The following is a 26,789-nucleotide window of genomic DNA, read 5'->3' as shown; positions in this document are numbered from 1 at the left end:
TCTGCACCCGCGTTCCACTCCCCAGGCCGGGAAGTCACCCGATTCAGGTTAATGGACAGGGTAAATATTTAGATAAAGATTGCTAGGGTGGCGGCCGATGGAGGGAGATCGGCATGCCGTCCGAGGAAGAGCTGTTCGCGTCGGTCGACGCGTTGTTGGAGGAGGAGCCGCAGCTCCCGCCCCCGGCGGAGCGTGCCCGGCTGCGGGAGGCCGCCGGTATCACCCAGGTCCGGCTCGCAGCTGCGTTGAAGACCTCGACGCAGACGGTGAAGAACTACGAGAACGGCCGCTCCGAGCCGAAGTCTCCGCGGCTGGAGGCCTACCAGCGACTGCTGAAGGGCTGGGCGGCGAAGTACCCCGCCGACAGCACCCCCGCCACTCCTGCCCCGGTCGTCGTGCCGCAGCCGGAGGCGTCCGGGACGTTCGCCGGGCCGGCCGCCGCCCCTGAGCAGGCGGAGGCCGCCGCGCCGGTTCGGACTCCGGCCGACCCGGCCCCGCCCCGCCGCCCCCACCGTGCGACAGCGCGCCCGGAGACAGCGTCCCGGCGCCCGGAGAAGAAGGCCGCCGCGCCTGCTGCCGACCCGCGCTTCCCGCACGGACCGCTCGCGGTGCTGGACGGCGACGGCTCCGCCTACGGTGCCGAGGGGATCGTGCTGGACTGCCCGGCGACCACGGTGGTGGAGCTGGTGGAGTGGACACTGCGCGAGTCCGGCCTCGGCGCGCCGAAGCTCAACCGCTACGGCAAGGACTCCGACCCGCTGATCGTCCTCACCGCCGCGGCCGCCGTGAAGCTCGGGCTGCCCGAGCGCCTGGAAGGACATGAGCAGCGCCGCTCCCTGCGCCTGCCCGACGACCACCCGGTCGTCAAACAGGTGGCGAAGGCCAAGTGGCAGCTCACCCAGCGCGGGTTCGGCCCCTGGCCGCGGATCTACCGCGGAGCCCAGGGGCGCGAGCGGCAGTGCGTGCAGCTGGCGATCCTGCCCTGGGACGCCCTCGATGAGCGCTCCTGGCCCGGCGTGAGCGAGATGGAGCCGGCCGACATCGCCCGGACCCTGGGCCTGTACGCCCAGCGCGTCATCACCCCGCGCGGTTCCACGGCCGTCTCGGGCCTGGAGCTGATGACAGCGCTTCGCCCGCCGACGAAGCCGGAGCGCGACGCGGAGACCGGCAACTGGATCTCGGGCCACAACCCGGGCTCGCTGGGGACGGAGCCGGTGGACCCCGCCCCGCCGGAGGCCACCGCGGAGCACCCGGTCGTCGTCCGGTCCGGCTGGACCGACGGCTTCCTCAACGAGGAGGCGTATCAATGGGTGCGGCCGGTGGACATGCTGTCCGATGAGGAGTGCATGCTGCCCCACGCGGTCGGCCTGGACCTGAACACGGCGTTCCTGGCGGCCGCGGCCCGCCTGGTCGTCGGCCTGTCCGCCCCGGACCACTTCCACAACGTGAAGTTCAACCCGAAGATCCCCGGCTCCTGGCTGGTCGACCTCTCCCACATCGAGCTGGACCCGCGCCTGCCCTCGCCGTTCACCCCGGACGGCTCCCGGCCGACGGGTCCGGCCTGGTACCAGACGCACACCGTCGCCTACGCCCAGGAGCTGGGCTACAACGTCGCCCCCGTCGAGGCGTACCTGCGCAGGGAGACCGGCGCATACCTGGACCCCTGGCACGACCGGCTCAAGAACGCCTACGTCGACACCCTCGCCGACCTCGGCGTCACCAAGGACCTGGCCGACACCGAGTTCCTCGCAGCGATGGCGCAGCACAAGCAGCTCGACCCGGCCCTGGCCGCCGTGCTGACCGCGATCAAAGCGACGATCAAGGGCGGGGTCGGCAAGCTGCGCGAGCGTCCCCAGGGGCGCCACTACAAGGAAGGCGAGCGGTGGCCCGCCCTCGAGCGCCCGACCTGGCGCCCCGACATCCGCGCGGCCGTGATCTCCAAGGCCCGGGTGAACATGCACCGCAAGCTGACCAACATGGCGAAGATGACCGGGCTGTTCCCCCTCGCCGTGCTCTCCGACTGCGTCGTCTACCCCTCACCCGGCGCGAGTCCGCTGGACTTCCTGCCCTACGCCGCCTCGGGCAAGCCGCAGCCCGGCGGCTTCCGCCTCGGGCCCACGCCCGGCCTGGCGAAGCCGGAGGGCGTCCAGCCGATGCTGTGGGCGGTGGACCTGATGGAGAAGGGGCTGAACCCGGCCCGCCACATCAAGGGCGGCGACGCCGTCCTGGACGAAGGGGAGTAGCGCCGTGGGGGAGATCGACGACGCCATCGAGCGGGCCGACCGCGAGGCGTTCACCAAAGACCCGCCCAAGACCCTCAAGGCCCAGATCCGCTTCCTGCTCAAGCAGTTCGGCAGCGCGAAGGCCGTCGCGGCCGAGATCGGCGTCACCGCCGACTCCGTCAACCGCTACCGGCGCGGCGCCCGCAAACACGCCCGCGCCGACGTCGCCGCGAAGATCGACGACGCGGTGCGGGCCCGCTGGCAGCCGCTGGTGCGCAAGCGGCGCCGCAAGCAGGCCGCCACCACCCGCGGCGTCACGGTCGAGACCCGCGCCCGGTTCGGCTACACCGCACCCATCGGCTCCACCGACGACGGCCGCTTCCGCCGCCTGACCGTCCACCTCCCCCCGTCCTACGCGCAGCGCCTGTTCGACGCCCGTGAGACCGGGGCCGGCGACCAGCAGCTGCGCGGCATCATCGCCGAAGGATTCAAAGAAGTGTATTTCCAGGACGGCGGAAGTCGCGCCATGGGAATCTCAGACGTCGCCATCAACGACATCGACTATCTGGACCTGGACTTCTGAAGAACGGAACGGCATGACCGTCGCATGGCCCGCTTGAGCCGAAGCACGGTAGTTGTCACATAGGCAGGCTGTTGTCACCAGAGGCGCTGGGCCGAGGGGCGCCGTCGCCAGGCCCGCCGGCGTCGTCACCCGCGTACCGCCGCGGATTTCTGGCGATCAGCGGAGCACCGGAGCCCTGCTTGGGTGAAGTCGGGATCGTTGGCCGTCCCCTGCTCGCCCTGGCTCGGTTGTGCCGACAACGATCGCTCAACACGCCCTGCATCGGGCGGGGGGTGCTTGTGAGGGCAGTGTGAGCGCAGCGGGATTCCGGTGGTACGAAGTGGCATATGGAGGCGGGGGAGGCATGCGGCGTGAAGGATCAGCTCCTCGGCGGCCGTTACCGGCTGGTGCGGCAGCTCGGCGAGGGCGGTATGGGGCAGGTTTGGGAGGCGCGGGACGAAACCTTGGACCGGAGTGTCGCGGTCAAGATCATCTCGCTGCTTGCTGGTGGACGAAGTCGAGGAGGTGAGGCACGCGCCCGGTTTCTACGCGAGGCACAGATCACCGCCCGGCTCCAGCACCCCAACATCGTCACCATCCACGACCTCGGCGAGACCGGCACGGGAAAAACGACAGGTCCCCGTTCCTCGCAATGGAGCTGGTTCGAGGCGAGGGCCTGGATGCGATGCTGCGCCAAGGCGCCGTCACTCGCCTGGACGCAGGCGCTTGGGGTGCTCAGATATGTGACGCGCTCGCACACGCGCACGACGCCGGAATCATGCACCGGGACATCAAGCCGTCCAACATCCTCATCACGCCTTCCGGCGTGGCGAAGGTCCTCGATTTCGGCGTGGCCAGAGCGGCCGACCCTTATGCGACCGCGGACCGGCTCACACAGACCGGCTTCATCGTGGGCACACCTGCGTACATGGCCCCTGAGCAGGCACGAGGTTTTCCGGAGCCGCGCAGCGACCTTTACGCCGTCGGCTGCCTGCTCTTCGAGCTGATCACAGGCCGGCTGCCCTTTCGGGCCCCCGACACCGTGGGCTACCTCTCGGCTCACCTGACGCAGGAACCGCCCAGACCCAGTTCGGTAGCAGCGGACATCCCATCCGTCTGGGACGCCCTCGTACTGGCCCTGCTGCACAAGGATCCCGGACAGCGCTGTCCGAGCGCGGCCGACCTCTCCCAGGCACTACGGCAACTCGACGGCGCAGGGGAGCTCAGGCCCTCGGCAGAGCACGGAACGCTCCCCTTTACGACACCCGCCACGGCTCCCCTCCTGCCCGTGCCCTCTGTCCCCGGGGCGAGCGGGGTGACCCCGGCGCCGGACCCAGCGTCGGCGCCTGCCCGGATGGACCCGGATTACCCACCGACAAACGGGGGCCGCACGACACCGAAGCGGCCCCGCCGGTCCACCGCGACCATTGCGACAACACTGACCCTGCTGTGCGTTCTGACCGCTCCGGCCATCCCCATCGCGGCGCAGCAAGCCGTCAACGCGGGTTCCATGCCCGTCTACGGATTCACGGCGCACATGCTGTTGAGCGGTCTCGAGGCCGATCACGCTCGCCGCCGGCGCGCTGATGCTGCGGTTGCGAAACCCAGCCGGGCGCCAACTGATCGCGGCGGGCGGGACCGGCCTCGCCCTGCAAGCGGTCACGGTCACCTTCGAAGGCATGGACCTGGCACTGCGAAGCGTTCTTCCCCTGATCGCTGTCATGGCCGGCGCCGCCGTTTTCACGGCCGGGCGCCGCGCCCAGGGGGAGCGGTTCGGGCTCGCGACAGCCGTATTCGTGCTCGTCAGCCTGTCATGCGCCCGCGCCCTCTGGAATGTGGACCTCGAAGGCGAAACGGCCTCCGTAGCCGCCCGGATCTGGTTTCTTCGCCTTCTCGTACTGAGTCTGCCTTTGTTCACTGCAGCGCTGACACCACAGTCCGGCAGGGCGGCCCGGAGCGTGGGGTACGTGTTCGCATCGCTCAATGTTGTCGCCATTGTCCTGGGGGCGTCTCTGGACGCGCGCGTCATGCATGTCGATTCGATGCCTGACTACCTGACGGCTCTCTTCTTGAGCGTCGCGGCCTACTGCTACCGCGACCTCAGAACCCGCCGAAACCGGGCGACGGCCACATGAGAGGCCCTGCCGGTGCAGCCGGACCGAGCGCCGCCCGCACACGGCGCACCTCCAGTCTCGGGTTCGGGCACCGGGGTCGCGAGTGCTGAGCAGAGTCCCGGACCGCGGTGCGGTCTCAGCTCTCCACCCCGGCTTCCCACTTGCGCCGGCGCAGCACGTGGTCGCTGAAGAGGTGGCGGCTCCGGTCGAGCAGTTCACCCACCTCCGCGTCGCCGCGTCGCCCGTCCGGCGACGGACGCCAGCGCTGCACTGATTGCGCGGCCCAGGTGCGCAGCTTCATATCCGGGTCCTCGAGCAGACCGACTGCCGCCCGCAGCGCCACGATGCCGCCGCACGCGTCGAGCAGCCGGAACGCGCCGACGCGGACGTGCCGCGGCGCCTCGGAGCCGGTGCGCTCCAACAGCCAGCCGGCCGGCAGTTCCTTGGCCGAGGGCTCCAGGGCGGAAGCGGCCTCGCGGACGACGCCGGCGGCAGGGTCGTCGAGGAGCGGCCGCAACTGCTCCGCGTCCACGCAGTCCAGTACCCGCAGCCCCGCCACTGCTCGTGCCCGCACGCCGGCCGCCGGGTGCACGAGCAGCGGCCGCAGCAGCCCGGCGTCCGTGCGGTTCCCGCACTCGGCCAGCCCGATGGCCGTACCGGGCCGCAACTCGGGGTCGTCCGAGGCCGTGCACCGCTCCCGGTACCAGGCCGCCGGGTCACCTCCCTGCTGGCGTACGACATACCGGGCGCAAGCGCGCACGAGCGCGGAACAATCGCCGAGAAACGGCTCGGCCTGCTGTGGCCGTCCCGCCCGTCTCAGCGCGGTCACGCCGGCCGAACGGGTGCGCGGGTTGCGTGCGGACAGCAGCGGAGGCAGCACCTCCTCGTAGGCATCCTCATCCCCCAGAGCCGTGAGTGCCGCTGTGGCACACAGGTCCTGGACGACGCTGTCCTGGTCCCGGGCGGCGGCGCGGGCCAGCTCGGCGGAACCGAGCAGCCGGCCCTCGATGGCCAGCCGGTACGCGAACCGCCGGACGGTGCGGTCGGGGTGAGCGAAGAGCACAGCGAGCTGCCCGGGGGATGCCTGACGCAGGATCCGGCCGAGCTCATCGACTCCGAAGGCACCCCTCTCGCGGCGGCCGACGCGAAGGACGATCGGCGCGAGGTCGAGGGCCGACTCCACGTTCAGAGCCTCGCGCAGCACCTGCCGGGCCTGCTCGCGCACGGGGTCGGCCCAATCGGCGCAGCGGACCACGACCAACGGCAGCAGACCGGGGTATCGGACCGACCGGCGCACCGCCTTCTGACGGATCCGTCCGTCGCGGTGGCACAGGGCGAGCGCGAGGCGCGACGTGTCGAGCTGAGCAAGGTCGGCGGGCAGCGGGGCGGAGCGCACCCACCCCGGCAGGAACTGTCGGCGGTACCAGGCCACCTCACGCACCTCTGCATCGAGCGCGAGCCAGTCACCGGGGTCGGCTACATCAAGCACGCTGTGAAGCGGCGCACCTTTCGCGAGCCGTGTTGCTGCCCCGTCCTCGATGTCCGCAAGCATTCCCGCCCCTCCACCAGTCATACCAGATGATCGTAGGATGCGGATTCGCACGCGCGCACGTGAATATGGCCCGTGAACGCAGGGGACGTTGCCGCAGTTGGCCACTACACGGCACATCGACGACTACCGCGATGCCCATGATGGGCCTGCCGACGATGCTGGGGAGTCGATCACGCACACACGCGTCCGCGACGCCGCCCGGAGCGGCGTGTAGGCGAGCTCGACGTTGTTGACCGCGGCCCCATTCGCCGACCCGACTGTCCTTCTTGGAGGTCAGGTGCGGGGAGAAGTTGTCGTGCACGAGCGCGATCCGGGTCTGCGGCGGTTGGAGGCTGCGCAGGTAGCGGCAGAACTCCAGGAACCTCGTCCGGTTCTTCTTCGGCTTGACGTGGCCGTAGAGCTGCTCCCCGGCCAAGTCGTAGGCGGCGAACTGGCGTCAGACCCCGTGCGGCCGGGTGTAGGCCGCCCGTCGCCGGGGCCCGGGCCCGCTGTCGGGGTCTTTGTGCCGTCCGCCGCGCTCGGCCCACTGCCGGCCGGAGTGGGGCTGGAGGTTGAGCGGACCGAACTCGTCAGACATAGGACGACTTCGGGATCGTCTTCCTCGGATGACCTGGCCGTGAAGGTGCTCGACGCGGGCCTTCTCGGCGGCGTGATCGAGATCGTGGGAGGTCTTCCAGGTGAAACGACATGCCCTCCTCTCGGAGCGGGCCCCGAAGGCCCTCGTGGCGGATGTCGTCGACCACCCCCTCGGCGACCAGGAAGTCGGCCGGCTTGGCCAGGCCGGCCGAGAACGGCAGACCGTGCTCCGCCTGCCTGGGTTTTTGACGATCTTCTTGATCTCGCGCCGCTCGGGCAGGGTGAACGCCCTGGGCCGACCGCCTCGCCGCTGCCACCGATACCCACGCACCGTCACTGCGGCGACTGCTGCACCGCCTGTGGGTCGGGGACTGGTCGCGCGGCAGGTGCCGGACCGGTTCGAACTCATCGAAGCGGCATGGCCGCTCCGCGACGACGTACCGGACTCGGTCCGCGGCGTCGTGGTCATGGGGGGCGGACCGCATCCTGAAGGAGACCTTGAGCGACCGGGACGATCGGCGATCCGTCGACATCCTCCCCCATTCGGTCCGCCATACGGCCGGAGGGAAACGCACGCGTATCTGCGGGACCTGCTGATGCTGGTCGTGACAGGCGGACGGGAGCGTACCGAAGGCGAGTTCGCGGACCTCTTCGGAGGCCGGGTTCAGGCTCGAGTACGCCGCGGAGCCGTTCGCGCCTTCGGCTGGAAGGTGCCCCTGCTGAGGTCATCCAGCCGGCGGCATGGCTCCCCGTCGTCGTACGAGCCGCCGACGAGGACGCACGCCTGCGCCCGTCAACCGGCCTGACCCGGCACTGACGTGATGTGTGCCGTCGCCGTCGCCACCGCGACCGGCTTGCCGTCCGGGCCGAGCAGCTCGCCCGCAAGAAAACACACCCGGGACCCACGCTGCACGATCCGCCCACGCCCGACGAGGCGTCCCGGCAACGCCGGCCGCAGGTACTGCACATGCAGGTCCAACGTCGGCGCGAACTGCCCTTCCGGCAGCGTCGCGACCAGCGCGGGGCCCAGCGTGTCGTCAAGCATGGCGGCCAGGAACCCGCCCTGCACCACACCTGCCGGGTTCAGGAACTGCTCTTCCGCAGTGAAGCCGACCTCGATGGTGCCGGCGTCGGTGTCGACGTCGATCAGCTCCCAGCCCAGGGTCACGGCAGCGGGCGGCGGTGGGAGCCGCCCGGCCTGCACGTCCCAGAACACACCCTTCTTTTCTTCCCGTTCAGCCATGTTGCGCACCCTAGAGTCGATGCGGCGAGGCTCTCGCCGGTCTCGGCCAGGGCGCGTCCTCGCCGACGGACAAGGGCCGCTGTGATGTCGGCGTTCCGGGGCGGCGTCCTGCGAGCGGTTGGAGAGGATCCTGCTCCCCGCACGCGCGGGGAAAAAGTCCCACCTGGGAACCGGACCACCTTGTTCTCACAGCCGCCGACGCCCTGTACGTCGATACGAGAACCTGGACCTCGGCCAGGTCCCGGCTGTCCGTGCAGGGCAGCACCCTGCGGTACGGCCGGTATGACCAGACCCAGGCCCTGCAGACCGTGCAGTGGCAAGCCGGTCAAGCGGCGCGGGCGCTCGGCGGCCCGGTCCGCGCGGTTGTCACCGTGCACAGCGCGAAGGTCCCCACCCTGCGCGGTCGGCTCGACCTGGGCACTGTGACCGTGTCGGAGGCAAAGCGGATCCGGGGCCTGCTGCGGAGCCTCCCGCCCCACCCAGGCTGGGACTCAGCCCGCACGGAGCCGGTCGGCCAGCTGGCGGACCGGAAACTGCCTCCGGCCTCCTGACCGCTACCGGCTAGCAGCCCTGAACTGGGGAAGTTTCAGAAATCCGGCCCCGAATGAAGGCTGGAAGTGCAGTGCGGAAGAGCCCCCGGAGACGGCCCGGTACTTCCGAAACTGGGGCGTGAGTAGTCGTGGTAAAGGAGTCACCGGCGAGGTTGATCTTGCTGCGGTTGCGCTTCTCGGGATGAGGCGTTCAGGTGCGAAGTCGTTCAGGTGCGAAGTGTGGCGAGGGCTGCGGTCGCGGTGGCGGCGAGGGTGAGGACCGCGGCGAAGGCGGTGGCGGCCCGTGTGAGTGCGGCGGGGTAGGTGGCGCCGTCCATGCGGGCGAGCTTGCCCGCGCCGGCGGCGGCCAGCAGTGCCGCGACGGTCACAAGCACGATACTCAGAAGGACGATGGCCACGACGGACTCCCGCTGTTCGGTGGTGTTTTGACGTGATCCAAGGTCGTGGAACTGCTGTGCGCCGTGGTTCGCCGGGCTGAGAATGAACACCGTCGAACACACCGGGGTCCAGGGGGGCAGGCGTATGGATGAGGAGCGGACCGGCCGTGGCCCGGCAGTCACCGAACTGCGCCGGCGGCTGGCCGACGGGCTGGCCCAAGGCCGCCTGAACCAGCAGCAGCTCGCCCAGCGGGCAGGTCTCGGGCGGACCACCGTCTCGGAGGCGCTCTCCTTCAGGAAGCCCGTGCCATCCGCGGAGACGGTGGCGGCACTGGCCCGCGCACTGAGGCTGCCGGTCCCAGATCTGCTGGGCTTGCAGCGGACCGCAGCGCAGGAGGCCGGCGCGGTTGCCGACGACGGGCCGGGTCGCCCGATCGGCCAGTGGGAGCCGCACGACCTGGAGGTTCATCCAGCAGGGCCTGGCACGACGGCGGCAAGGTCTGAAGCGAGCGTGGAATGGGCACTGCCTCGATACGTGTCCCGCGCCCATGACCGGGTGCTGGTCGAAGCGGTCCGCGACGCCGGAGCCGGCCGCAGCCGGATCGTGGTACTGGTGGGCACCTCGTCCACGGGCAAGACGCGGTCGTGCTGGGAGGCCGTTCAGCCCCTCGCCGGTCAGGGGTGGCAGCTGTGGCACCCCTTCCACCCGGACCGAGCGCAGGCCGCGCTGGAGCAACTGCACCACGTCCGGCCCCGCACGGTGGTGTGGCTGAACGAGACCCAGCACTACCTCGGCGACCGGATGGTGGGCGAGCAGATCGCCGCAGCCCTGCACCACCTGATGGTCAGCCCCGAGCGCGGTCCCGTCCTCGTGCTGGGCACGCTCTGGCCCGAGTACGCCGCTCAGTACACGGCCCTGCCCGCACCGGACGGAGCCGATCCCCACAGCCGGACACGGGAGTTGCTTGCCGGGAGAACCCTGGTCGTCCCCGACGCCTTCGACGCCCCGGCCCTGGCAGCCGCCGCCGTCCTGGCCGAGGGAGGTGACCGGCTGCTGGCCGACGCCCTCATCCGCGCCCGCACAGACGGGCGCCTCACCCAGGACCTGGCAGGCGCTCCCGAACTGCTCAACCGCTTTGAGCACGCACACCCATCCGCCCGGGCTGTGCTGGAGGCGGCGATGGACGCCCGCCGCCTCGGCGTCGGCCTGCACCTCCCGCAGGCGTTCCTCACCGACGCCGTGACCGACTACCTCGGCCAGAGCGACTACGACCAACTCACCGACGACTGGGCAGAACGGGCCTACGCCGAACTCGCCCAGCCTGTCCACGGCAAACAGGCCCCACTACGCCGCACCAATCCCCGAACTCCACGGCGTCCGCCCGCCACCCCTGCCGCCGGAATTGTGGCGGCGCAGGCAGCGGGGCCACAATTCCGGCTCGCCGACTACCTCGAACAACACGGCCGCACCAACCGCCGCCACCTATGCCCGCCCGCATCTTTCTGGCACGCCGCCCACACCCACCTCACCCGTCCCGACGACCTGCACCAACTCGCCGTGGCTGCTGACGAACGCCATCGGCTGGAATGGGCGCACCACCTCCGTCGCCGTGCCGCCGACCACGGCAGCACCGGTGCCCTGTCTCGCCTTGCGGCGAGTCGGGCGCAGACCGGGGACTGGGACGGCGCCGAAGCCCTTCTCCGACAGGCCGCCGACCACGGCAGCACCGAAAGCCTGTGGCGGCTGGCGTTGAGGCGGGAGCAGGCCGGGGACCGTGCCGGCGCCGAAGCCGTGGCCCAAGAGGCCGCCGACCGCGGCGACACCTACGCCCTGTATCGGGTGGCGGTGATGCGAGAGGAGGCCGGGGACCGGGACGGCGCCGAAGCTCTTCTTCGACAGGCCGCCGACCTCGGGGGAGCTGAAAGCCTGTACCGGCTCGCAGCGATGCGGGAGAAAGCCGGGGACCGGGGCGGCGCCGAAGCCCTGGCTCAACAAGCCGCCGACCACGGCGACACCTACGCCTTGGGCCGGCTTGCGGTGGGTCGGGGACAAGCCGGGGACCGGGACGGCGCCGAAGCCCTGGCCCGACAAACCGCCGCCCCTGGCAACACCGACGCCCTGTACCGGCTGGCGGAGATACGTGAAGAGGCCGGGGACCTGGCCGGCGCCGAGCCCCTTCTTCTGCAGGCCATCAGCCTCGGCAGCACCATCGCCTGGTCCCGGTTGGCGGAGATGCGGGAGAAAGCCGGGGACCCGGACGGCGCCGAAGCCCTGGGCCAACAGGCCACCGCCCCCTGCAACACCTACGTGTGGTATCGGTTGGCGGAAATGCGGGAGAAGGCCGGGGACCGGGACGGCGCCGAAGCTCTTCTCCGGCAGGCCGCCGACCACGGTCACCTCAGCGCGCTACACGGGCTGGCGGTGATGCGAGAGGAGGCCGGGGACCGGGACGGCGCCGAAGCTCTTCTCCGGCAGGCCGCCCCCTGGAACACCTACGTCTGGTCCCGGCTGGTGGAGATGCGGGAGAAAGCCGGGGACCGGGAGGACGCCGAAGCCCTGGCTCAACAAGCCGCCGACCACGGCGACGCCTATGCCCTGCTCAGGCTGGCGGTGATGCGAGAGGAGGCCGGGGACCGGGACAGCGCCGAAACCCTTCTCCGACAGGCCGCCGACGTCGGCATCACCATTGCCCAGAACAGGGAGGAACTCGGCAGGCGATGGCGGTACGGCCTGGACCCGGACGGCACACCGACACCCCCATGGCAACCGCACACGAACCTCCCCCACACACCGCCAGACGCGCCATAGGGATGTCATTTTCTTTACGGCTGGTGACACGGTTTTTCGCAGGCGTGTGGGGGACTCGATCGTGGACGATGAGTTGTGGGCGCTCACTTCCGATCCGCAGCACTGCGGCCACCGGCTCGGCGGACCCGTCGGTGCCGTGATCGACGAATCCCGTCAGCGGATGGTGTCCGAAGGTCCTTTTCCAGGTGGCGTCCGCGTTCTGTCTGTCCGAGTGGGAGATCACCAGGACATCGTCCAGGCCCGCGGACACCTGCCCGTCGACGTCCGGAGCCGCGTCACCGGCCAGTCGCCGGACTTGTCGGCGGATGAGAGCGCTGGCCTGGCGGAGCGCGGACCAGCGCACGGTCTCCACCGGCGGCGAGGGCGTCGATGAGCTGAGAGGCCGTCGGACCCGAGGCCACCGGCCCGAACACCCCGGGCGCTGACCGCGGCATGGCGACATCGGCGAGACAGTCACCGTCGAGCGCGAGCGCGGGATCCAGCACCGTCTGCCTCCGACAGGGGCGGGAACAGCGGCCTTGACCGTCCACATTCTCGCTGGTCAGAGGTGTCTTCTGCGGCTCTGATCATCTGCGGGACAGCCCAGTTCGTGAAGCCACGAGGTGAGGGGTTCTGGCGTTCTGTCCCGCTCGGTGAGGGGTGGCTGCTGCCGGGGGCCGCAGGCGTGCCGGGGAGCTCAGGCACCACGCAGCCGACGTCTCGTGACTACGGGTGCAGCTTCTCGCCCCTCGCCAGCACCGCTACGTACTTCTCGATCCTGCGCGCCCTGGTCTCGGCCTTCTTGGCGTCCTGGATGCGGTAGAGGATCGCGAAGCGGTTCTGCCGGTCCAGCGTCTCGAAGAACGCCGCCGCGGCCGGGGCGGCGGTCAGGGCCGCCGCGAGGTCCTCCGGCACTGCTGCGGTTCTCGCGCTGTCGTAGGCCGCCTCCCAGCGGCCGTCCGCTTTGGCGCGGTCGACCTCGGCCTGTCCCGGCGGATGCATCCGGCCCTGCTCGATCAGGGCGGTCACTTTGTCCCGGTTGACCTTGGACCACTTGCTGTGCGGCTTTCGCGGGGTGAACCGCTGGAGCCACCACTGATCGTCGAACTTGGCCTTCTGGCCGTCGATCCAGCCATAGCAGAGTGCCACGTCGAGTGCCTGGGCGTAGTCCAGCGCGACGACTGCGGGGCCCTTCTTGCGAAGCTTGAGCCAGATGCCGGGCGAGACGGCGTGGTTCTCGCCGAGCCACGCCTCGAACGTTTCGGCGGAGTCGAATGCGAGGATCTCCAAGTCCTGAGTCATCTCAGCAGCGAACCACATCCGGCCGATCGCCATGACACGGGTATGTCCCCGAAAGCAGGGTGCCCGTCGACCTGGCTGATCCGCTCTGCTCTCTACGCAGAACGATCAGGCAGGAGCTCAGCTTTGCTCAACGACACGACGTTGCTGCTCGGTCTCGATGGTGTCCGTCGCGTGGTCGAGCGTTCCGCAACGCCCAGAACCCACGACTGCGATGTAGCAGTGGTCGAGCGAGTGTTTTCAGGGTTGACGCTCCAGGGTGAGGACGGCAGCGGCGATGACCGTCATGTGGTTGGGGCTGCAGCGGGCTCTGCGGGAAGACGCGCCGGGTTTTCAGTCTCGTGACACTTCGTTCGGCTGGTGCTCGTGCCGCTGACAGGGCCTGGTTGATCGTCCGCTGGGTCGCGGAGAGGTCCTGGTGCGGAAGGCGCCTGATCGGCGTGGTCACCCAGGAGCCGGCCCCGATGCAGGCGCGGTCGGCGAGTACGGGCACGCCCTGGCGTTCGCGGATCCGGATGATGCGGTGGGTGCGGGCCGCTGCCAGGTCGTGGGTGCGGCCGGGCAGGGCGGGCGAGATCCACAGCAGCTTGCCCGCGGGGTCGGCAACGAGTTGCACGTTCACGCCGTGGCGGCGGTGCTTCTGGGAGAAGTCGGCCCCGCTGTCACCCACCCGGTCGCAGTCGGCGAGTGTTCCGTCGGGGGAGGACATCGCCTTGCCCGAGTGGTGCGAACGGCCCCGGGGAGGGATGGTGCGAGTGCGACCGGCGCGTCGACGGCTTCGCGGATGTAGTGGTAGGCGGTACGGGTGCCGGTCCGGAAACCGGCCGTGAGCTGGGCGTAGGTCGTTCCGTACCGCAGATGCGAGGCCAGGGCCAGGAGGGCCTGATCGCCGGGCGAGAGCCGGCGCCGGCGGCTGCTGATCCGGCGGCGGTGTTCGCGCAGGTGAGTGGCGAGGAAACGCAGGGTCCGGCTGGACACGTCCAGTCCCACCGCAAACCGACCGTGATCGGGGTGTCCTGCTGTGGGTTGCGGACAGGACGGTATGAGGACCGGACCGGTTCGGACCGGTTCGGACCAGGGGCGTTGGGGGCTCTGGCTGGAGGGGGCAGGCCTTCCCTGCTCGGGTTCGGCTTCCTGGTTTCTGGTGGGTGGGTCATCCGTTGTCGGGTGGGGGCGGGTCCTCCAGGCGTGTCAGCCAGGTGGCGAGCAGTCCTTGGAGTGCCGAGGCCTCGGTGGGTGTCAGCAGGTCCAGCAGGCGGTGCTCGTTGCGGATGTGGTCGCTGAAGGCCTGGTCGATCAGTTCGCGTCCGGGCGGGGTGAGGGCCACGATCCGGCCGCGCTGGTCGTCGTCGCAGCGGCGGCGGGTGACGAGTCCGGCCTGTTCCAGGCGGTCGATCCGCTTGGTCATCGCACCGGTGGTGACCATGGTGTGGGCGGCGAGTGCGCCGGGTGCGCGTTCGTAGGGCTCACCGGCGCGGCGCAGTGCGCACAGGACGTCGAACTCTCCCTCGCTGAGTCCGTGGCGTCCGTAGACCAGGCACAGTTCCTCGGTGAGGTGGCCGGCCAGGCGGTGCAGCCGACCGATCACACCCTGGGGAGAGACGTCGAGGTCGGGCCGCTCGCGGCGCCAGTCCTCCTGGATACGGGCCACGCGGTCCGGTGCTTGCGGTTCGTCCATGCCCACCACAATACCTTCCCTAGAAGCTATATTGCCTTCCATGGAAGGCAATATACGGTGGGTGGCGCTGACCGCTGTCGCTCCGGTGGCCTGGGGCACCAACTACTGGGTCACCCGTGAATTCCTGCCGCCCGACACCCCCCTCTACGGGGCGGCTTTGCGTGCGCTGCCGGCCGGTCTCGTTCTGCTGGGCCTGTGCAGGCAGCGGCCGCGCGGTGCGTGCTGGGGGCGGTCGGCGGTGCTCGGACTGCTCAACGTGAGCGTGTTCTTCGTACTGGTCTACGCCGCCTCCCAGCTGTTGCCGACGAGTATCGCCTCGACTGTCATGGCGCTCTCCCCGCTGGCGATGATGCTCCTCGCATGGCCCCTCCTCTCCGAGCGGCCCGGCCTCGCACACCTTGCCGGTGCCGCGATCGGCCTCGGCGGTGTCTGCCTCATGCTGCTCACGGGAACGGCTGGAGCAAGCGCGTCCGGTCTCCTCGCCTCGGCCGCGGCCATGCTCGTGTCCTCCACCGGCTACATCCTGGCCAAACGGTGGAACACCGGTACTGACGTGCTCGCCTCGACCGCCTGGCAGCTCATCGCCGGAGGACTGTTCCTGCTGCCGGCTGCCGCCGTGGTGGAGGGCCCGTTGCCCGCACTCTCGGCACCGGCGCTCCTCGCCTTCGGCTATGTCGCTCTGGTCGCCACCGCGCTGGCCTTCACCGCCTGGTTCACCGGGCTACGGCACCTGCCCGCGGGGACCGTGGGTCTGGTCGGTCTGCTCAACCCCGTCACGGGCGTGCTGCTCGGCACAGTGGTGGCGGGGGAGGTGCTGACGGTCCGGCAGTGGTGCGGACTGGCACTCGTGCTGGCCGGAGTCGTCCTGGGGCGGCCCGCGCGTGCCGGGCGACGCGGTGGTGGCCGGGCTCGTCTCCCTCCCGCGGCGGGCAAGCACCCAGCCACGAGTCCTCCGCCCGCAATCCCGAATGCGTCGGCGGCCCTGAGGGCCGGCCAGGAGGAGTGAGCAGACAGCGGCTGCGCCGCTGTCACGGATCGTCGTGTCCTCCGTTCCGCCGGGTGCCCGTCCGGGGCCCGTCGGGCGGCGGTGTTGGGCTCACCGTTCACTGCTGCCGGGTGCGGGCAGGCCGGCTGCTCCAGCCGTCGCCTCCGCCTCAGGGGAGTGGGGGCACTGCCGGAGGTTCTCCGGCTTTCCTGTACCGCGGGTCTTCCCGGGCGTGTCGGCATGCGCGCGGGGGCGCCCGGGTCGTCGGCGGTCGGGTTGTGCCTGTGCCCATGAGCGCGATCAGGCGGCGCCTGAGCAGAAGCCGGAGGGTGGAGGGTTCTCGCTGTGCCGCACCTGAAGGCGCAGACTGTCACCTCGTACATGCGAGCCTGCTGCTGTTGCTCTGGGGGAGGGGGACGGTCTCAGCGGTGGGAAGCGAGCGGATGGCGGGTGAAGAGGGATTCGCCGGAGTCGGCGCGTGAGAGCGCTCGCCGCAATGCCCGACCTGCCCTCGCCCGAAGAGGTCGAAGCTGCCTGCAGCGCGCCGACAGTCGGCTGGTCTGGGTTCCGCTGGGCCTGTGAGATCCGGGAAGCTGTCACTGGGATGTTCGGCTTTGCGCGTCGCTGGAGAGGTGCGACGTCGGGGCTGATGAATGGCTGTTCGGATATCGATCACGGTGCCAGCGGTCCGAATCCTCTGATGGCATGAGCCCGTACCGGCCCGTGTCGCCTTTGTCGAACCTCTGTCGGCTCGGGGCTTGTTGGAGGGCGCGACCGGGCGTGGGCTGGTTGTCAGTGCTGGCGATTAGCCTCCTGGACTATGAGCCCTGCACCCCGCCCGGCATCCGAACTGCTCAGTGATCCGGCAGACTTGCGTCTGATCTACACCCATGGACACCCTGCCGTCCCTTACGAGGACGAGGACACACTCGAACACTGGTACGTCTCCATCCGCGCCTTCCACGACGAGGAAGAGGAGTGCGGCGGTGGCTGCACCGAGGCATGCGAGCGGCTCATCGAGGATGGCAGTGAGGTCGGCTATCTGCGACTGTGGCGGCTGCGCGACTACACCGGGGCGGACCGCTGGACGGTCACGGATGCTGAGTCGGGGGACCTGGAGAGCATCGCCTCCGCCGTCCTGGACAACGGCGAGTACTCGACCGCCTTCGAGGAGGCCATCGAGTGCCCGGTGGGAGATCTGCTCATCCTGGACCGGGTGTTCCTGTCCAAGCCCTGGCGTGGCTTCGGGCTGGGCCCGGCCTTCGCGGCCGAGGCTGTCCGCCGACTGTCTGGTGGCTGCTGCGCGGTGGCGGCCGAGCCCGGGATGGCCGAGTGGCCCGAGAACAGGGAAGAGGTGACGGATGCCTACCGTTCTGAGGCGAAGAGGAAGATCGCGGCCCTGTGGGAGTCGATCGGCTTTCACACCTTCCAGCGCGGCGTGCAACTGCTGGATACCAGCCTGCGGGAGCCCGTCGACCTGCTGCGGCAGCGTAGAAGCGATCTGGAGGACCTCTCTGCCGCCTACCAGGCACACCTCGATGGCCGACCCGTCACCAGGCCTCGGCCCGACCCGGCTCTCCCTGCCAACCCCCGGACTCCCGAACAGGCCGAGACGCGCCACCAGCCCGACCCATGGCCGGAGACGGTGGCAGAGCGCGGCGACGGGCTGTCAGCAGGAAGAAGTCTGTCCGAACTCGAGCAGCGCTGCGCGTCATCCGGTTGGAGTCGCAGTGACCGTGCGATCTCCCTGAAGGCGGCTGGACGGGCCACCAGCGACACCGACCTGCGTGAGCTGGTCGCGCAGGTCGCGGACGTCCACTTCGGCCTGCGCGACGCGTGGGTCGGCGCGCTCACCTTTCCCGGTCGCTGCTTCACTGTGCATCCGTTCCGTCAGGATCCTGCCGCACTGGGGCCACTGGCCGGTGTGTGGGTGTACGGCTCCAACCTCAACGGCCGCTACCAGGGCCGCTCCCACGCCGTGGGCGGAGACTGCCGGCACTCCCGTCCGCTCGCCCCGGACACGGAGCGGATGACGCTGGCCCAGCTCGTCGAACTGGACAGATTCTGGGAGTGGAACGGGCCCGGTTGTGCCTTCTGCCATGGATGGTCCGGGCAGCGTCTGACCCGTGCCCAGCACGCGCACTACCTGAGTGTGGTCGATGCTCTACACAGCTGACTCCCGGCAGCAACCGCCCAGCTCGCTCCCGGCACCAGGAGGGCCTTGCCCCGCCATAGGGACCTCACCCCTGGGACAGAGGACGGACCGGGGAGCGGCGGGACACATCCACGCGCGATGCTCCGCACGGACTGCCCTGCACCGAGAGTCACGGCGTGCGAGGGGAGTGCCGGACCGCGGGGAGAGATGACCAATGCCTCTTGTATGGAGCCCAGTTGGCCAGAACATCAGGCTGCGAGGCCGGGGTCCGAGCCCTGGTGCAGGATGAAGGGCACTGTGCTGCACGCCCCGGCGGGGAGCCAGGGCCCGAGGTCTGCTTCATCCAATGGAGGGCTTTCGTGTTCCAGCGTCATCTTCACCGTCACGATGACGCCGGTTCGGTGACGTCCGCGGTGGGGGATCCCCAGTGCCTGCCGGTCTTGGTCGCCTTGGTGCGTCCCTGCGCCGGGACGTGGCCTCGGTGCTGCGGGAGGCCATCGCGACGGAGCGTGGCGAAGCGACATTCGTGTCCGCAGTGCCGCAGCCCACTGGCGTGAGGAACCCCTGCTTCCCTGTCTCCCTCGACCGCGGGCTCGAAAAGCACCGCGATCGTGGCCCAAGGTATGAGCACCTGAACACAGCTCTGCTGACGTTTCCCGAGACCCGTGCCGCCCTCTACGGGGGAGCGCGGCGGAAGGCCCGCAGCACGCCCGCAGACCGCCACCTTTGCGGAACGAGTTGAACGTAGCCCCCATCTCACTTTCTGTGACGTGAGCGTGGTATCCCCGATCACCCGGACGACGGGCCGATCGCAAGCAACACCTCAGCCGCCAACGCACGCGTACAGCGAGAGACATTCGGCCCCGCCAGCCGGAGAGCACAGCACCGGTATCACCAACAGCCGGCCCCGGCTACCCTCACCCATGCGACGCCGGGACGCAGCCACGGGGACCGCCTACACAGACGAGGCCAGTGAGAACGCGCGAAGCACGGAGAAGAGGGGCGATGACGCGGACCAGGGCAGGAAAGACGCCCCAGCAGCGGGAGAGATTGGCCGTAGGGGCCGTGCTGTGGAGCCTCTCGGCAGCGCTGCTCCTCGTCTCGCTCGCCTTCGCCCTGACCGATGTCTACGCAAACGAAGACCCCGCCGATCCGACGGCCAGTGTGCATGAGGAGTGCGGCTCCCTGCTGTCCCCCACTACCCGTCACGTGGACGACTACCGCGATGCCCAGGGTGGCCCCGCCGATGCTGAAGAGTCGGTCGCTTCGCACACACGCCTCTGCGACGCCGCCCGGAGCGATCGGACGGACTCGGCCCTCGCAGCGCTGACAGCGGGGACCGTCGTCGCGGGAGTAGCCATCGGCCTGCATGTATATCTAGGGCGGCGGCGCCTCCCGGTCCGGGGCGAAACGTCACGGCACGGCGAGGGCTGAGGCCGATGTCGGACGCCTGGATGGTGGCAACTCCTCGCCCACACCAGTCTGACCATCCACCCAGCACAACCACCGAACTTACGAAAAGATCAGTAGAGGAGCTAACACAATGCGTGGACGCGTCGGTAGGTGATCACACAGCAGGCCAGCTTGAGGAACGATTCGTGGATGTCGTCGGGGATGTCCCAGCGGATCCGCAGGCAGCGGAAGCCGTGAATCCAGGCATCGGTGCGCTCCATCACCCAGCGGACGGTGTCGAGCCCGGATCCGTGTTGTACTCCGCGTCGGGCGCTGACCGGCTTGATCCCTCGCCGCCACAGGATCCTGTGGTACTTGTCGTAGTCGTATCCACGATCGGCGAACAGCTGCCGCGGCCGGTGAGGGGGTCTGCCTCTGGTCCCCCTGACGTGCGGTACCGCGTCGAGCAGGGGCAGCAACTGGGCCACATCGTGCCGGTTGCCACCAGTGAGCGTGAGAGCCAGCGGGGTGCCGCGCCCAGAGGGCCGCGCCCGCCCCGGGTCGCGCCCAGCTCGCGCGCTGAGCAGTTCGCCCATCGGCTCCTGCGCAATTCGGAGCGACCAGCGCTGGACCCCCCTCGGCGACCGACCCGGATACAGAGGACGCGACGGCGCCCAGAGGGCCTCTGAGAGAGCCCGTCGTCACAGCTATGCCCTTTTCGTAGTACAGCGGGTGAGTTTGTGCTTGACGAGACGATCGCTTTCCTCGGGCACCGACGAGTTGCGCGGCCTCCCTCTCGAAGTGGCTGCGCCGCGTGGACATCGACGTCGATGTGGAGCGGGGGGCCAACACGGGCCCCACCGGGCTGCGCAAGGTGTGCTGGCGGGTCCGGCTGCTGGTGCAGGAAACGAAGGGTCCTGTGCCGGGTAGCCGCCTGCCTGTCGCAGGCTCATCTGTCGGTGAAGTGCGGCTGGGTCGATTGGGTTCTGATGACCGCGATGAGCCGGTGCGGGCGGAGCTGGGAGGTGGGCAGTGGGCCGGTCGCCACCTCATGGGCGGGGCATGTGATCAGTGCTGGACGCCTGTTTGGTAGCGTCCCGGGCTGCAGGCGGGGGCGGCCAAGAACGGGGGGAGCTGGCTGTGCACTGGATACGGCAGCGCTGGCGCTGGGGACGGCGTGGAGGCGCTCTGGGGGTGGCACTCGTGGTCGGTGTCGCCGTGTGCGCTGTCGTCGCGGTGATGGTTCACAACAGTCGCGAGAGGCAGCGGGTCGAGAACCGGGAGCAGTTGGCTCGGGCCTGCGCGGGCCTGTTGCCCGAGAAGAAGCTGGAGCGGTTCCTCCCCGGGGACTCGGCGGGGGAGTTGGAGGTGTACGGCACGCTGCTGAAGCCGCGACGGGAGAGCCGGGCTCTGCTGGACTGCACCCTCACATGGGGAGACAGTCCGGAGAAATGGTATCCGAACGCGCAGGTCCACGTCCGTGCCGAGGGCGTGCCGTTCTGGCTGAACGAAGCCGATGCCGGCGAGGACGCACCGGACTTCGGGGTGCCGCTGCCGTCAGGCACCAAAGGGACAACCACTCAGGACGCCGACAACGGTGGTCAGGTAGTCGCCACCTTGACCGTGCCCTGCCCGCAGGGGGCGGCGATCCGGGGGCGCACTGCGCACAAGACGTATGTCTCGGTGAGTCTTCCCTTCCGTACGGACTCGTCCGAGCCGCCCTACATGGCCGACCCCTCGGATGCCGATCGCCGCCTTGTCTCCCGTACGGCGGTACGCGTGGCCGACTGGGTCTCCGGCCGCCGCGGCTGCGGGGGTCCTGACCTGGGGGATGGAAGCCGATGAAGCCACGCATTCTGCCTCTGGTCACCGCCCTGACCTTGCTGGCCCTGGCTGTCGGCGGAGTGTACTCGGCCGTGCACTACGAGCGCTGGAAGGCGGAGTCGGTCCTCTCGGAGGCGTGCGACGGTGTGCTCGTACACGACCAGGCGTGGGACCTCCTGGGCGTCGGCCCGCTCACGCGGTTGGACATCGATGTCGACAAAGGGAGTCTGAACGGCTCGGAGCAGTCTTTGGACGTACGGTGCGGGGTAGCCCGCGATGTCGAGTACAACCAGGGCAAGCCGACCCACGAGGCTTCCATCGAAGTGCGCATCCACGGCGGCTCTTTCCCTGATTCACCCGTGTGGAGCGACGGGCACGCCGGGAAGGTGAACGGCGGTCATCCTCCGGTGCCGCTGGGCCGGGGCTGGAAGGGGGTCTTCAACACCACGGAAGCCGACTACGAGTCCGCCCGTCGAGCCGAGGGCGCCACCTCCATCCTGCTCAAGTGCACCAACGGGCGCCCCGACCTGCTGGTGACGGTGGAGGCCAAGGAAGAGGACGTCAGCTACGACAACCCCGAGACCCGCCTCAGGCACGCCCGCATCGCGACCGCCACCGCCGGCAAGGCGTCCCAGCAGTGGGGCTGCGGCGCCCAACTGGGCAAGCCGTTGAGCACGGTCGGGCTCCCCGTGAACGATGTCGAAAGCACTCCTCTCAAGGCCACCACCGGCACTTGCGCCGGACTCCCCGGCCGTCGGGGCGCGGTCACCCACGGCTGGGAGAGCCGCCGCAGCAACGCGCCGCTGGAGTCGTGCGAGCTCGGGGACGGGCGAACCCACCGCACCAAAGAGGGCGGCGAGGAACTCCTGCACTTCACCCGCTACCGACTCAACGCTTACTACAGCGCGTACGCAAAAGAGCGGCTCGCATTCGAACGGGGATCCCATCTCGGGACCGGACCGCTTCCCGGAGAGGGGCCGGCGGGCGAACTGTCCCGCAGCGGTTACTGGCGGACTGCCTCCTGCCCGGGCGACGACGGACCGGCCCTCTTCACCGTCGTCCGCCGAGACCCGGAGTCGGAGCCTTCCGACAAACCCTCCCACGCCGAGGCCGCCTACCAACGCACCGCGCTCAAAGCTTTCGCGAAACGTTCCGCGGCGCACCACGGCTGCACGCTGAAGGAGACGAAGGGCTGAGTCGCGCGACGATTGCGCGAGCGGCGGAGAGGCATGGAGCCGTCTTGGCTCCTTGCCTGTTCATCGGCAGGCGGAGGAACAGGCTGGCCAGTATGTGCGTCAGCTGCCTGTCAAGGAGATCAGCCGGACACCGACGGAGGAGCGGGGGTGCTCAGTGGCCTGGCCTGTGCCGGATGCATCCGGGCGGGGGCGGCTGGGTCGCACCGGTCTCGATGCGGTTCTCATCGAGGCCGTTGGCGATCCGCAGACAGTCCTCAGCGAAGACGAACTCCAACGTCACCGACCCGGCCACCGGGCCACGGCCCGGTGGCCGCCACTCGAGGAGGGCGACCTCGCACAGTTCCTGGCCGATGAGCGGCTCAAGGCGTTCATCGCCGTAAGACCACTGCGGCGTGAACTCGAACCACTCCCACCCGGCGACAGTCGCGCGGATGTCGATCGTGTCCCAGCCGATCGAGAGTTCGTCGAACTTCGTATGACAAATCTCCGCCTGGATGCCGTTGAAATCCAGCACCACCGGGCATTCAGCGAACCAGTCTCCGTCCTCAGCAAAGCGCACCAGGGCGAACCCTGTCAGGCGCCTGCCAGCGAGCGCCGCCAGGCGTGATCCGTGCGCCCGCTGAATCGTCTCAACCCCGGTCAGGAAGGACGGCCTGAAACCTGAGATCCCCATGTCCACAGCACTTGAGTCTCCCGGCTTTCACTCCGACAGGCCAGCGCATTCCATCACCGGATCGTTCAGTCGCTGCAGCTGCTCCTGTCTGCGCGATGGCCGGGTTCGACTCGACTCGCAGCGGCGAGAGTCGGCTGGCCGCCTGAGAGTGCGGAACGTGAGTAGTTGTCCGTTTCGTGGTTGAGGTTGGGTAAGGGGTGCTGGTCATCGGGGTTCGGTGCGGTTCAGGTGCCGGGGCTGAACGGGTCGGCCTCCACGACGAACACCCCGGTGAAGACGCGGGCCCGCTCCAGGTGCCGGAGGTGATCCCGCAGCCGAGCGCCGATGCCACCGTCGCGGTGGGCCTTGCCCAGCCACCGCAGCCGGCCCTCGGCGTCGACCGCCAGATACACCCCGGCCAGCACCTCATCCAGCACCGCGAGCGTCTCCTCCCGGTGCGGGGACTGCAGGCTGTACGGGGCAGGCCAGTCACCGCACCGCAGCGGGCCCAGCGCCGTCCACGCGTGCCGCAGCACCCGCGCGTCGACGACCGGCCCGGCCACCGGCTCCGCGCAGCAGTCCCCGTTCATAGCGACATCACCGCCAAGGCGGCCTTGTCAAGTAGCGGCCCGATCTTCCCGGTATCCGCCTTGATCTCGGCGAATTCCCGCATGTACAGCTTCTGCACCTCGGCGGGCTCCTCCGGCGCGCCGGAGGCCTCACGGGCACGCACGGCGCCCTCGACCGTCTCCAGGAGTTGGTTGATCTCCCCGGCGACGGCGACGGCGTTCAACGTGCTGCTGGCCACCAGAGAGGCCAGTTCCGCGCGCAGGCGGGTCATACGGGCGAGCGCGGACTCGGGGACCTCCTCGGCGAGTTCCACGGTGTCCCCACCGCTGTCGATGGCGGCGGAGCTGGTGCTGTCGGCCGAAGGCTGCTGCGGCCGCCTGGTCCTGCGGACCGAGGTCTGGGGGAACAGAGTGTCGAACCATTCCTTCAGTTGCCCGGCGAGGCCGCGATTGCCCGTGTGGTCTGTGATCTGGCGTTGGAGGTGATCAGTCTCCACGAGAAGATTCACGAACTGGACAAGCTCATCGAGACCCGGTTTCACGAGCACGAACTCGCCCCGGTGATCTCCAGCATGCCGGGCATCGGCCCGCTGCTGGGCGCCGAGTTCGTCGCCGCGACGGGCGGCGACCTGACCCGTTTCGCCAGTGCGGACCGGCTCGCCACCTTCGCCGGCGTCGCCCCGGTCCCCCGGGATTCCGGCAACGTGAACGGCAATCTGCATCGTCCCCTCCGCTATCACCGGGGCCTGCAGCGAGTCTTCTACCGCTCCGCGATGATCAGCATCCGCATCTGCCCGGAGTCCCGGCTCTTCTACGACCGCAAGAGAGCCGAGAACAAGACACACAAGCACGCCGTCCTCGCGCTCGCCCGCCGTCGCGTCAACGTTCTCTTCGCAATGATCCGTGACCGACAGTGCTACCACGCTCCGCCTTCCGTCACGGCTGCCGCTTGACAACAACATGAGGAGGTGTCACCGGCTCCGGAGGCATCGACAGACCGCTGATTAGGGGCATGACCACCGGCCTTTCCGCAGGTCGGGAGGCTCTCCGTAATGTGGATGTGGCGATCGGTGCCATGGGACGGCCGGGCCGGAACGACCGAAGGACGCACGTGATCGACGTCAGCGACATCGCCGTCTTCCTCGGCCTGGACGTCGGCAAGGGCGAACACCACGCCACCGCCGTCACCCCGGCCGGGAAGAAAGCCTTCGACAAACGGCTGCCCAACAGCGAACCGAAGCTCCGCGAGGTCTTCGGGAAAATGCAGGCCAAGCACGGGAGCGTGCTCGTCGTGGTCGACCAGCCGGCCTCGATCGGCGCCCTGCCGCTGGCGGTCGCGAGGGACATGGGCTGCCCGGTCGCCTATCTGCCCGGACTCACGATGCGGCGCATCGCCGATCTCTATCCCGGTGAGGCCAAGACTGATGCCCGCGACGCGCTCGTCATCGCCGACGCGGCCCGCGTCATGCCTCACACCCTCCCCTCGATCGATCTCGAGGACGAGACGATCGCCGAGCTGGAGATGATCGTCGGCTTCGACGACGACCTCGCCGGGGAGGCCACCCGCATCAGCAACCGCCTGCGCGGCCTGCTGACGCAGATCCATCCGTCGCTGGAACGCGTCCTGGGTCCGCGAGTGCAGCATCCGGCCGTGCTCAAGCTCCCGACGAGCCGACGTGCTCTTCGCGATGCTCCGCGACGGAACTTTCTACGAACACCAACCCGCCCCAACAGGTTGACGAAACCAATAGGGGCACCCCCCGGCTCCACACGACGTGCCACAGCACTATCAGCACCGCCTCTGTGGCTGCCACGTTCGCCGAATACAAGGCGACGGCCGAGGAGTGTCCGCTGTAGTCCGACAGAAGAGAGGTCGGAAACGGCAACAGCGCCACCAGCGCCAGTCCGAGCAGAGTGAGATTCATTTCCACCGGACCCACCCACTGCGTGGTGCGGAAGATCCGCTGGTGCTCCGCCAGAACACAGCGATGATCACAAAGCTGAGGAAGTACGCCCACAGCTGGGTCATGGTCTCCTGCAGCACCTTCTCGTACGCCCGGGCATCCAGGTCGTCGGGGACCGAGATGGCGAGGACGAGCAGCGTCAGCGCGATGGCGAACCACCATCGGAGAGCCTCAGCAGCCGCTGGGCGCCGTTCCCGGTCCCGGCAACGGGGTTCTCCTCATTCACCCGGAGCACCCTACTGAGCTGAACCGTCCAGGGCTTTGACACCACACGGGCAGCGTGACGAATCCGTCGCCGACGAAGCCGCGCCACCCGAGGCCGCCAGCCGTCTCCGAAGGAGGAACCCCCGCATCGACAGGTGCCGACCGGAGTGCGGGGCGTAGCCGGACTCACCCGGTCCGATGAGTACGGGCCCGCTGCCGTGACCGAGCCGACTCAAGGCAGCGGTCGTCCCCTTCACGTCGGAGCAGGCGAGTCAGGTCACTTCGTCCTCACGACCTTGATGACCGTCCAGTCGGCGTCGACACAACCTCCCGAGGTCTGGGGGCACTCTCACAGGACCTTGGGCCGCCGAGTCGCTGAAGCGCTGGGCAACGGCGAGAACACGTCGGACGGAGCCGAGCGGCCGACGGGACGTCAGGTACAGTCCCGATCGGGCTCACGTTCGAGTCTCAGGGATCCGATGGATCACCTTGATCCGTCCCGTGCATGCGCTGTTGTTCGACCCCGAGGCGCGGTCCGTTGGGGTGTGCGGCGTTCCGCGGTGTTGTACGGCGTAGGACTCGGGGGAGCACCAGGTGAGCAGGACCGGACTGCGCCGCGGCAGCGCAGGACCCATCGCCGCGGTGCACGCGGCTCTCCGCGTCGGCCTGGGGAGCGTGCGCCCCGAGCTCGACGAACGCACACACGACGCGGTCATCGCCCGGATGCAGCTCGGGCGGACGCTGTTGGGCATGGCTGCGGCGGCCTGGCTGGTCCTGGCCTACCCGCTGAGTGAACCTCTTTCATCCTGAATAGCTGCAGGTCAGGAGAGTGTGGACAGCGGTGACGGCACGGCCGATGCGGCCGGTCGAGCAGCGTGCTCTGCGC

Annotated in this window: 20 protein-coding genes and 8 pseudogenes; 15 read left to right on the top strand and 13 right to left on the bottom strand. The window is 69.3% G+C overall.

Translation table 11 applies throughout. The features are described from left to right. The first annotated feature begins 113 nt into the window (after window positions 1-113). The 5 genes and pseudogenes from tap (at window position 114) to ACFYNS_RS00120 (ending at window position 4,919) form a co-directional block, all read left to right on the top strand. The gene (gene tap / locus ACFYNS_RS00140; protein ID WP_360293047.1) at window positions 114-2,243 is read left to right on the top strand and encodes a telomere-associated protein Tap; all 2,130 of its coding nucleotides are present in this window, start codon (window positions 114-116) and stop codon (window positions 2,241-2,243) included. Window positions 2,244-2,247: 4 nt separating this feature from the next. Beyond that, on the top strand, window positions 2,248-2,805 hold the full coding sequence (gene tpg / locus ACFYNS_RS00135) for a telomere-protecting terminal protein Tpg (RefSeq protein WP_360293044.1): 558 nt from the start codon (window positions 2,248-2,250) through the stop codon (window positions 2,803-2,805). Window positions 2,806-3,131: 326 nt separating this feature from the next. Further along, window positions 3,132-3,386, top strand: a pseudogene (locus tag ACFYNS_RS00130) (protein kinase); the annotation flags it as partial. Window positions 3,387-3,436: 50 nt separating this feature from the next. Then, window positions 3,437-3,895: pseudogene (locus tag ACFYNS_RS00125) on the top strand (serine/threonine-protein kinase); the annotation flags it as partial. 475 nt (window positions 3,896-4,370) lie between these two features. Beyond that, the gene (locus ACFYNS_RS00120; RefSeq protein ID WP_388600301.1) at window positions 4,371-4,919 is read left to right on the top strand and encodes a hypothetical protein; all 549 of its coding nucleotides are present in this window, start codon (window positions 4,371-4,373) and stop codon (window positions 4,917-4,919) included. A 115-nt stretch (window positions 4,920-5,034) separates the two neighbouring features. Here ACFYNS_RS00120 and ACFYNS_RS00115 read toward each other — a convergent pair whose 3' ends face one another. The 3 genes and pseudogenes from ACFYNS_RS00115 to ACFYNS_RS00105 form a co-directional block, all read right to left on the bottom strand. Beyond that, window positions 5,035-6,387 carry a hypothetical protein gene (locus tag ACFYNS_RS00115; RefSeq protein ID WP_360293041.1) on the bottom strand — a complete coding sequence of 451 codons (1,353 nt, stop codon included), beginning with the start codon at window positions 6,385-6,387 and terminating at the stop codon, window positions 5,035-5,037. Between the two features lie 240 nt (window positions 6,388-6,627). Beyond that, a pseudogene (locus tag ACFYNS_RS00110) lies at window positions 6,628-7,333 on the bottom strand (IS630 family transposase); the annotation flags it as partial. A 486-nt stretch (window positions 7,334-7,819) separates the two neighbouring features. Beyond that, window positions 7,820-8,269 (bottom strand): PaaI family thioesterase, encoded by a 450-nt coding sequence (locus ACFYNS_RS00105; protein WP_360293039.1) that lies wholly within the window; start codon window positions 8,267-8,269, stop codon window positions 7,820-7,822. Window positions 8,270-8,520: 251 nt separating this feature from the next. Between ACFYNS_RS00105 and ACFYNS_RS00100 the strand changes: the two genes are divergently transcribed. Then, the gene (locus ACFYNS_RS00100; RefSeq protein ID WP_360293036.1) at window positions 8,521-8,820 is read left to right on the top strand and encodes a hypothetical protein; all 300 of its coding nucleotides are present in this window, start codon (window positions 8,521-8,523) and stop codon (window positions 8,818-8,820) included. A 206-nt stretch (window positions 8,821-9,026) separates the two neighbouring features. Here the strand turns inward: ACFYNS_RS00100 and ACFYNS_RS00095 are convergent, their stop codons facing one another. Continuing rightward, window positions 9,027-9,218 (bottom strand): hypothetical protein, encoded by a 192-nt coding sequence (locus tag ACFYNS_RS00095; RefSeq protein ID WP_388599692.1) that lies wholly within the window; start codon window positions 9,216-9,218, stop codon window positions 9,027-9,029. A 124-nt stretch (window positions 9,219-9,342) separates the two neighbouring features. Here ACFYNS_RS00095 and ACFYNS_RS00090 point away from each other — a divergent pair, with 124 nt between their 5' ends. After that, window positions 9,343-12,006 (top strand): helix-turn-helix domain-containing protein, encoded by a 2,664-nt coding sequence (locus tag ACFYNS_RS00090; RefSeq protein WP_388599689.1) that lies wholly within the window; start codon window positions 9,343-9,345, stop codon window positions 12,004-12,006. Between the two features lie 85 nt (window positions 12,007-12,091). Here the strand turns inward: ACFYNS_RS00090 and ACFYNS_RS00085 are convergent. The 4 genes and pseudogenes from ACFYNS_RS00085 to ACFYNS_RS00070 all read right to left on the bottom strand — a co-directional run. Beyond that, a pseudogene (locus ACFYNS_RS00085) lies at window positions 12,092-12,479 on the bottom strand (IS1380 family transposase); the annotation flags it as partial. A gap of 232 nt (window positions 12,480-12,711) precedes the next feature. Further along, window positions 12,712-13,305 carry a YdeI/OmpD-associated family protein gene (locus ACFYNS_RS00080; protein ID WP_360293074.1) on the bottom strand — a complete coding sequence of 198 codons (594 nt, stop codon included), beginning with the start codon at window positions 13,303-13,305 and terminating at the stop codon, window positions 12,712-12,714. A gap of 219 nt (window positions 13,306-13,524) precedes the next feature. Continuing rightward, window positions 13,525-14,268: pseudogene (locus ACFYNS_RS00075) on the bottom strand (transposase family protein). Window positions 14,269-14,437: 169 nt separating this feature from the next. Continuing rightward, on the bottom strand, window positions 14,438-14,962 hold the full coding sequence (locus tag ACFYNS_RS00070) for a MarR family winged helix-turn-helix transcriptional regulator (RefSeq protein ID WP_388599687.1): 525 nt from the start codon (window positions 14,960-14,962) through the stop codon (window positions 14,438-14,440). Window positions 14,963-15,002: 40 nt separating this feature from the next. Here ACFYNS_RS00070 and ACFYNS_RS00065 point away from each other — a divergent pair, with 40 nt between their 5' ends. The 3 genes from ACFYNS_RS00065 to ACFYNS_RS00055 all read left to right on the top strand — a co-directional run bounded on the left by ACFYNS_RS00065 (window position 15,003) and on the right by ACFYNS_RS00055 (window position 19,536). Further along, window positions 15,003-15,968 carry a DMT family transporter gene (locus tag ACFYNS_RS00065; RefSeq protein ID WP_388599685.1) on the top strand — a complete coding sequence of 322 codons (966 nt, stop codon included), beginning with the start codon at window positions 15,003-15,005 and terminating at the stop codon, window positions 15,966-15,968. Between the two features lie 799 nt (window positions 15,969-16,767). Beyond that, window positions 16,768-18,123: a hypothetical protein gene (locus ACFYNS_RS00060; protein WP_360293022.1), complete on the top strand. Its 1,356-nt coding sequence runs from the start codon at window positions 16,768-16,770 to the stop codon at window positions 18,121-18,123. Window positions 18,124-19,107: 984 nt separating this feature from the next. After that, window positions 19,108-19,536: a hypothetical protein gene (locus ACFYNS_RS00055; protein WP_388599682.1), complete on the top strand. Its 429-nt coding sequence runs from the start codon at window positions 19,108-19,110 to the stop codon at window positions 19,534-19,536. A gap of 101 nt (window positions 19,537-19,637) precedes the next feature. Here the strand turns inward: ACFYNS_RS00055 and ACFYNS_RS00050 are convergent. Next, a pseudogene (locus ACFYNS_RS00050) lies at window positions 19,638-20,027 on the bottom strand (transposase); the annotation flags it as partial. A gap of 706 nt (window positions 20,028-20,733) precedes the next feature. Between ACFYNS_RS00050 and ACFYNS_RS00045 the strand changes: the two are divergent. After that, window positions 20,734-21,339, top strand: a complete 606-nt coding sequence (locus tag ACFYNS_RS00045; protein ID WP_388599681.1) for a hypothetical protein — start codon at window positions 20,734-20,736, stop codon at window positions 21,337-21,339. After that, window positions 21,336-22,514, top strand: coding sequence for a hypothetical protein (locus ACFYNS_RS00040; RefSeq protein ID WP_388599680.1), 1,179 nt, complete (start codon window positions 21,336-21,338; stop codon window positions 22,512-22,514). The genes ACFYNS_RS00045 and ACFYNS_RS00040 overlap by 4 nt, the downstream gene beginning before the upstream one ends. 151 nt (window positions 22,515-22,665) lie before the next feature. Here ACFYNS_RS00040 and ACFYNS_RS00035 read toward each other — a convergent pair whose 3' ends face one another. From ACFYNS_RS00035 to ACFYNS_RS00025, 3 genes are all read right to left on the bottom strand, one after another. Beyond that, complete coding sequence (locus ACFYNS_RS00035) at window positions 22,666-23,187, bottom strand: hypothetical protein (protein ID WP_388600269.1); 522 nt, start codon at window positions 23,185-23,187, stop codon at window positions 22,666-22,668. Between the two features lie 224 nt (window positions 23,188-23,411). Next, window positions 23,412-23,756: a hypothetical protein gene (locus ACFYNS_RS00030; protein WP_388599678.1), complete on the bottom strand. Its 345-nt coding sequence runs from the start codon at window positions 23,754-23,756 to the stop codon at window positions 23,412-23,414. Next, a complete protein-coding gene (locus ACFYNS_RS00025; protein ID WP_388600298.1) occupies window positions 23,753-24,232 on the bottom strand; it encodes a hypothetical protein in 480 nt (159 codons plus the stop codon). Before ACFYNS_RS00025 ends, ACFYNS_RS00030 begins: the two co-directional genes overlap by 4 nt. On the opposite strand from ACFYNS_RS00025, the pseudogene ACFYNS_RS00020 reads away from it, so the two are divergent. Next, a pseudogene (locus ACFYNS_RS00020) lies at window positions 24,167-24,688 on the top strand (transposase); the annotation flags it as partial. The gene ACFYNS_RS00025 and the pseudogene ACFYNS_RS00020 sit on opposite strands and share 66 nt — an antisense overlap. Before the next feature lie 122 nt (window positions 24,689-24,810). Next, window positions 24,811-25,398: pseudogene (locus ACFYNS_RS00015) on the top strand (IS110 family transposase); the annotation flags it as partial. Window positions 25,399-25,656: 258 nt separating this feature from the next. Here the strand turns inward: ACFYNS_RS00015 and ACFYNS_RS00010 are convergent. Next, window positions 25,657-25,842 carry a TMEM175 family protein gene (locus ACFYNS_RS00010; RefSeq protein ID WP_388600266.1) on the bottom strand — a complete coding sequence of 62 codons (186 nt, stop codon included), beginning with the start codon at window positions 25,840-25,842 and terminating at the stop codon, window positions 25,657-25,659. A gap of 655 nt (window positions 25,843-26,497) precedes the next feature. Here ACFYNS_RS00010 and ACFYNS_RS00005 point away from each other — a divergent pair. Next, window positions 26,498-26,713, top strand: a complete 216-nt coding sequence (locus tag ACFYNS_RS00005) for a hypothetical protein (protein WP_388599675.1) — start codon at window positions 26,498-26,500, stop codon at window positions 26,711-26,713. Window positions 26,714-26,789: the final 76 nt, after the last annotated feature.

Origin of the sequence: Streptomyces sp. NPDC006925, assembly GCF_042869575.1 — a bacterium.
Lineage (GTDB): Bacteria > Actinomycetota > Actinomycetes > Streptomycetales > Streptomycetaceae > Streptomyces.
The sequence above is the reverse complement of the archived record's forward strand: the minus strand, read 5'-3'. Positions and strand labels throughout refer to the sequence as shown.

What these genes read in the sequence shown, in the direction of transcription:
- ACFYNS_RS00060 (WP_360293022.1), top strand. Translation starts at nt 16,768, where the DNA reads ATGAGCCCTGCACCCCGCCCGGCATCCGAACTGCTCAGTGATCCGGCA.
- ACFYNS_RS00120 (WP_388600301.1), top strand. Translation starts at nt 4,371, where the DNA reads ATGCTGCGGTTGCGAAACCCAGCCGGGCGCCAACTGATCGCGGCGGGC.
- ACFYNS_RS00040 (WP_388599680.1), top strand. Translation starts at nt 21,336, where the DNA reads ATGAAGCCACGCATTCTGCCTCTGGTCACCGCCCTGACCTTGCTGGCC.
- ACFYNS_RS00055 (WP_388599682.1), top strand. Translation starts at nt 19,108, where the DNA reads ATGACGCGGACCAGGGCAGGAAAGACGCCCCAGCAGCGGGAGAGATTG.
- tap (WP_360293047.1), top strand. Translation starts at nt 114, where the DNA reads ATGCCGTCCGAGGAAGAGCTGTTCGCGTCGGTCGACGCGTTGTTGGAG.
- ACFYNS_RS00035 (WP_388600269.1), bottom strand. Translation starts at nt 23,187, where the DNA reads ATGGGGATCTCAGGTTTCAGGCCGTCCTTCCTGACCGGGGTTGAGACG.
- ACFYNS_RS00090 (WP_388599689.1), top strand. Translation starts at nt 9,343, where the DNA reads ATGGATGAGGAGCGGACCGGCCGTGGCCCGGCAGTCACCGAACTGCGC.
- ACFYNS_RS00080 (WP_360293074.1), bottom strand. Translation starts at nt 13,305, where the DNA reads ATGTGGTTCGCTGCTGAGATGACTCAGGACTTGGAGATCCTCGCATTC.
- ACFYNS_RS00070 (WP_388599687.1), bottom strand. Translation starts at nt 14,962, where the DNA reads ATGGACGAACCGCAAGCACCGGACCGCGTGGCCCGTATCCAGGAGGAC.
- ACFYNS_RS00065 (WP_388599685.1), top strand. Translation starts at nt 15,003, where the DNA reads ATGGAAGGCAATATACGGTGGGTGGCGCTGACCGCTGTCGCTCCGGTG.
- ACFYNS_RS00045 (WP_388599681.1), top strand. Translation starts at nt 20,734, where the DNA reads ATGGTTCACAACAGTCGCGAGAGGCAGCGGGTCGAGAACCGGGAGCAG.
- ACFYNS_RS00030 (WP_388599678.1), bottom strand. Translation starts at nt 23,756, where the DNA reads ATGAACGGGGACTGCTGCGCGGAGCCGGTGGCCGGGCCGGTCGTCGAC.
- ACFYNS_RS00105 (WP_360293039.1), bottom strand. Translation starts at nt 8,269, where the DNA reads ATGGCTGAACGGGAAGAAAAGAAGGGTGTGTTCTGGGACGTGCAGGCC.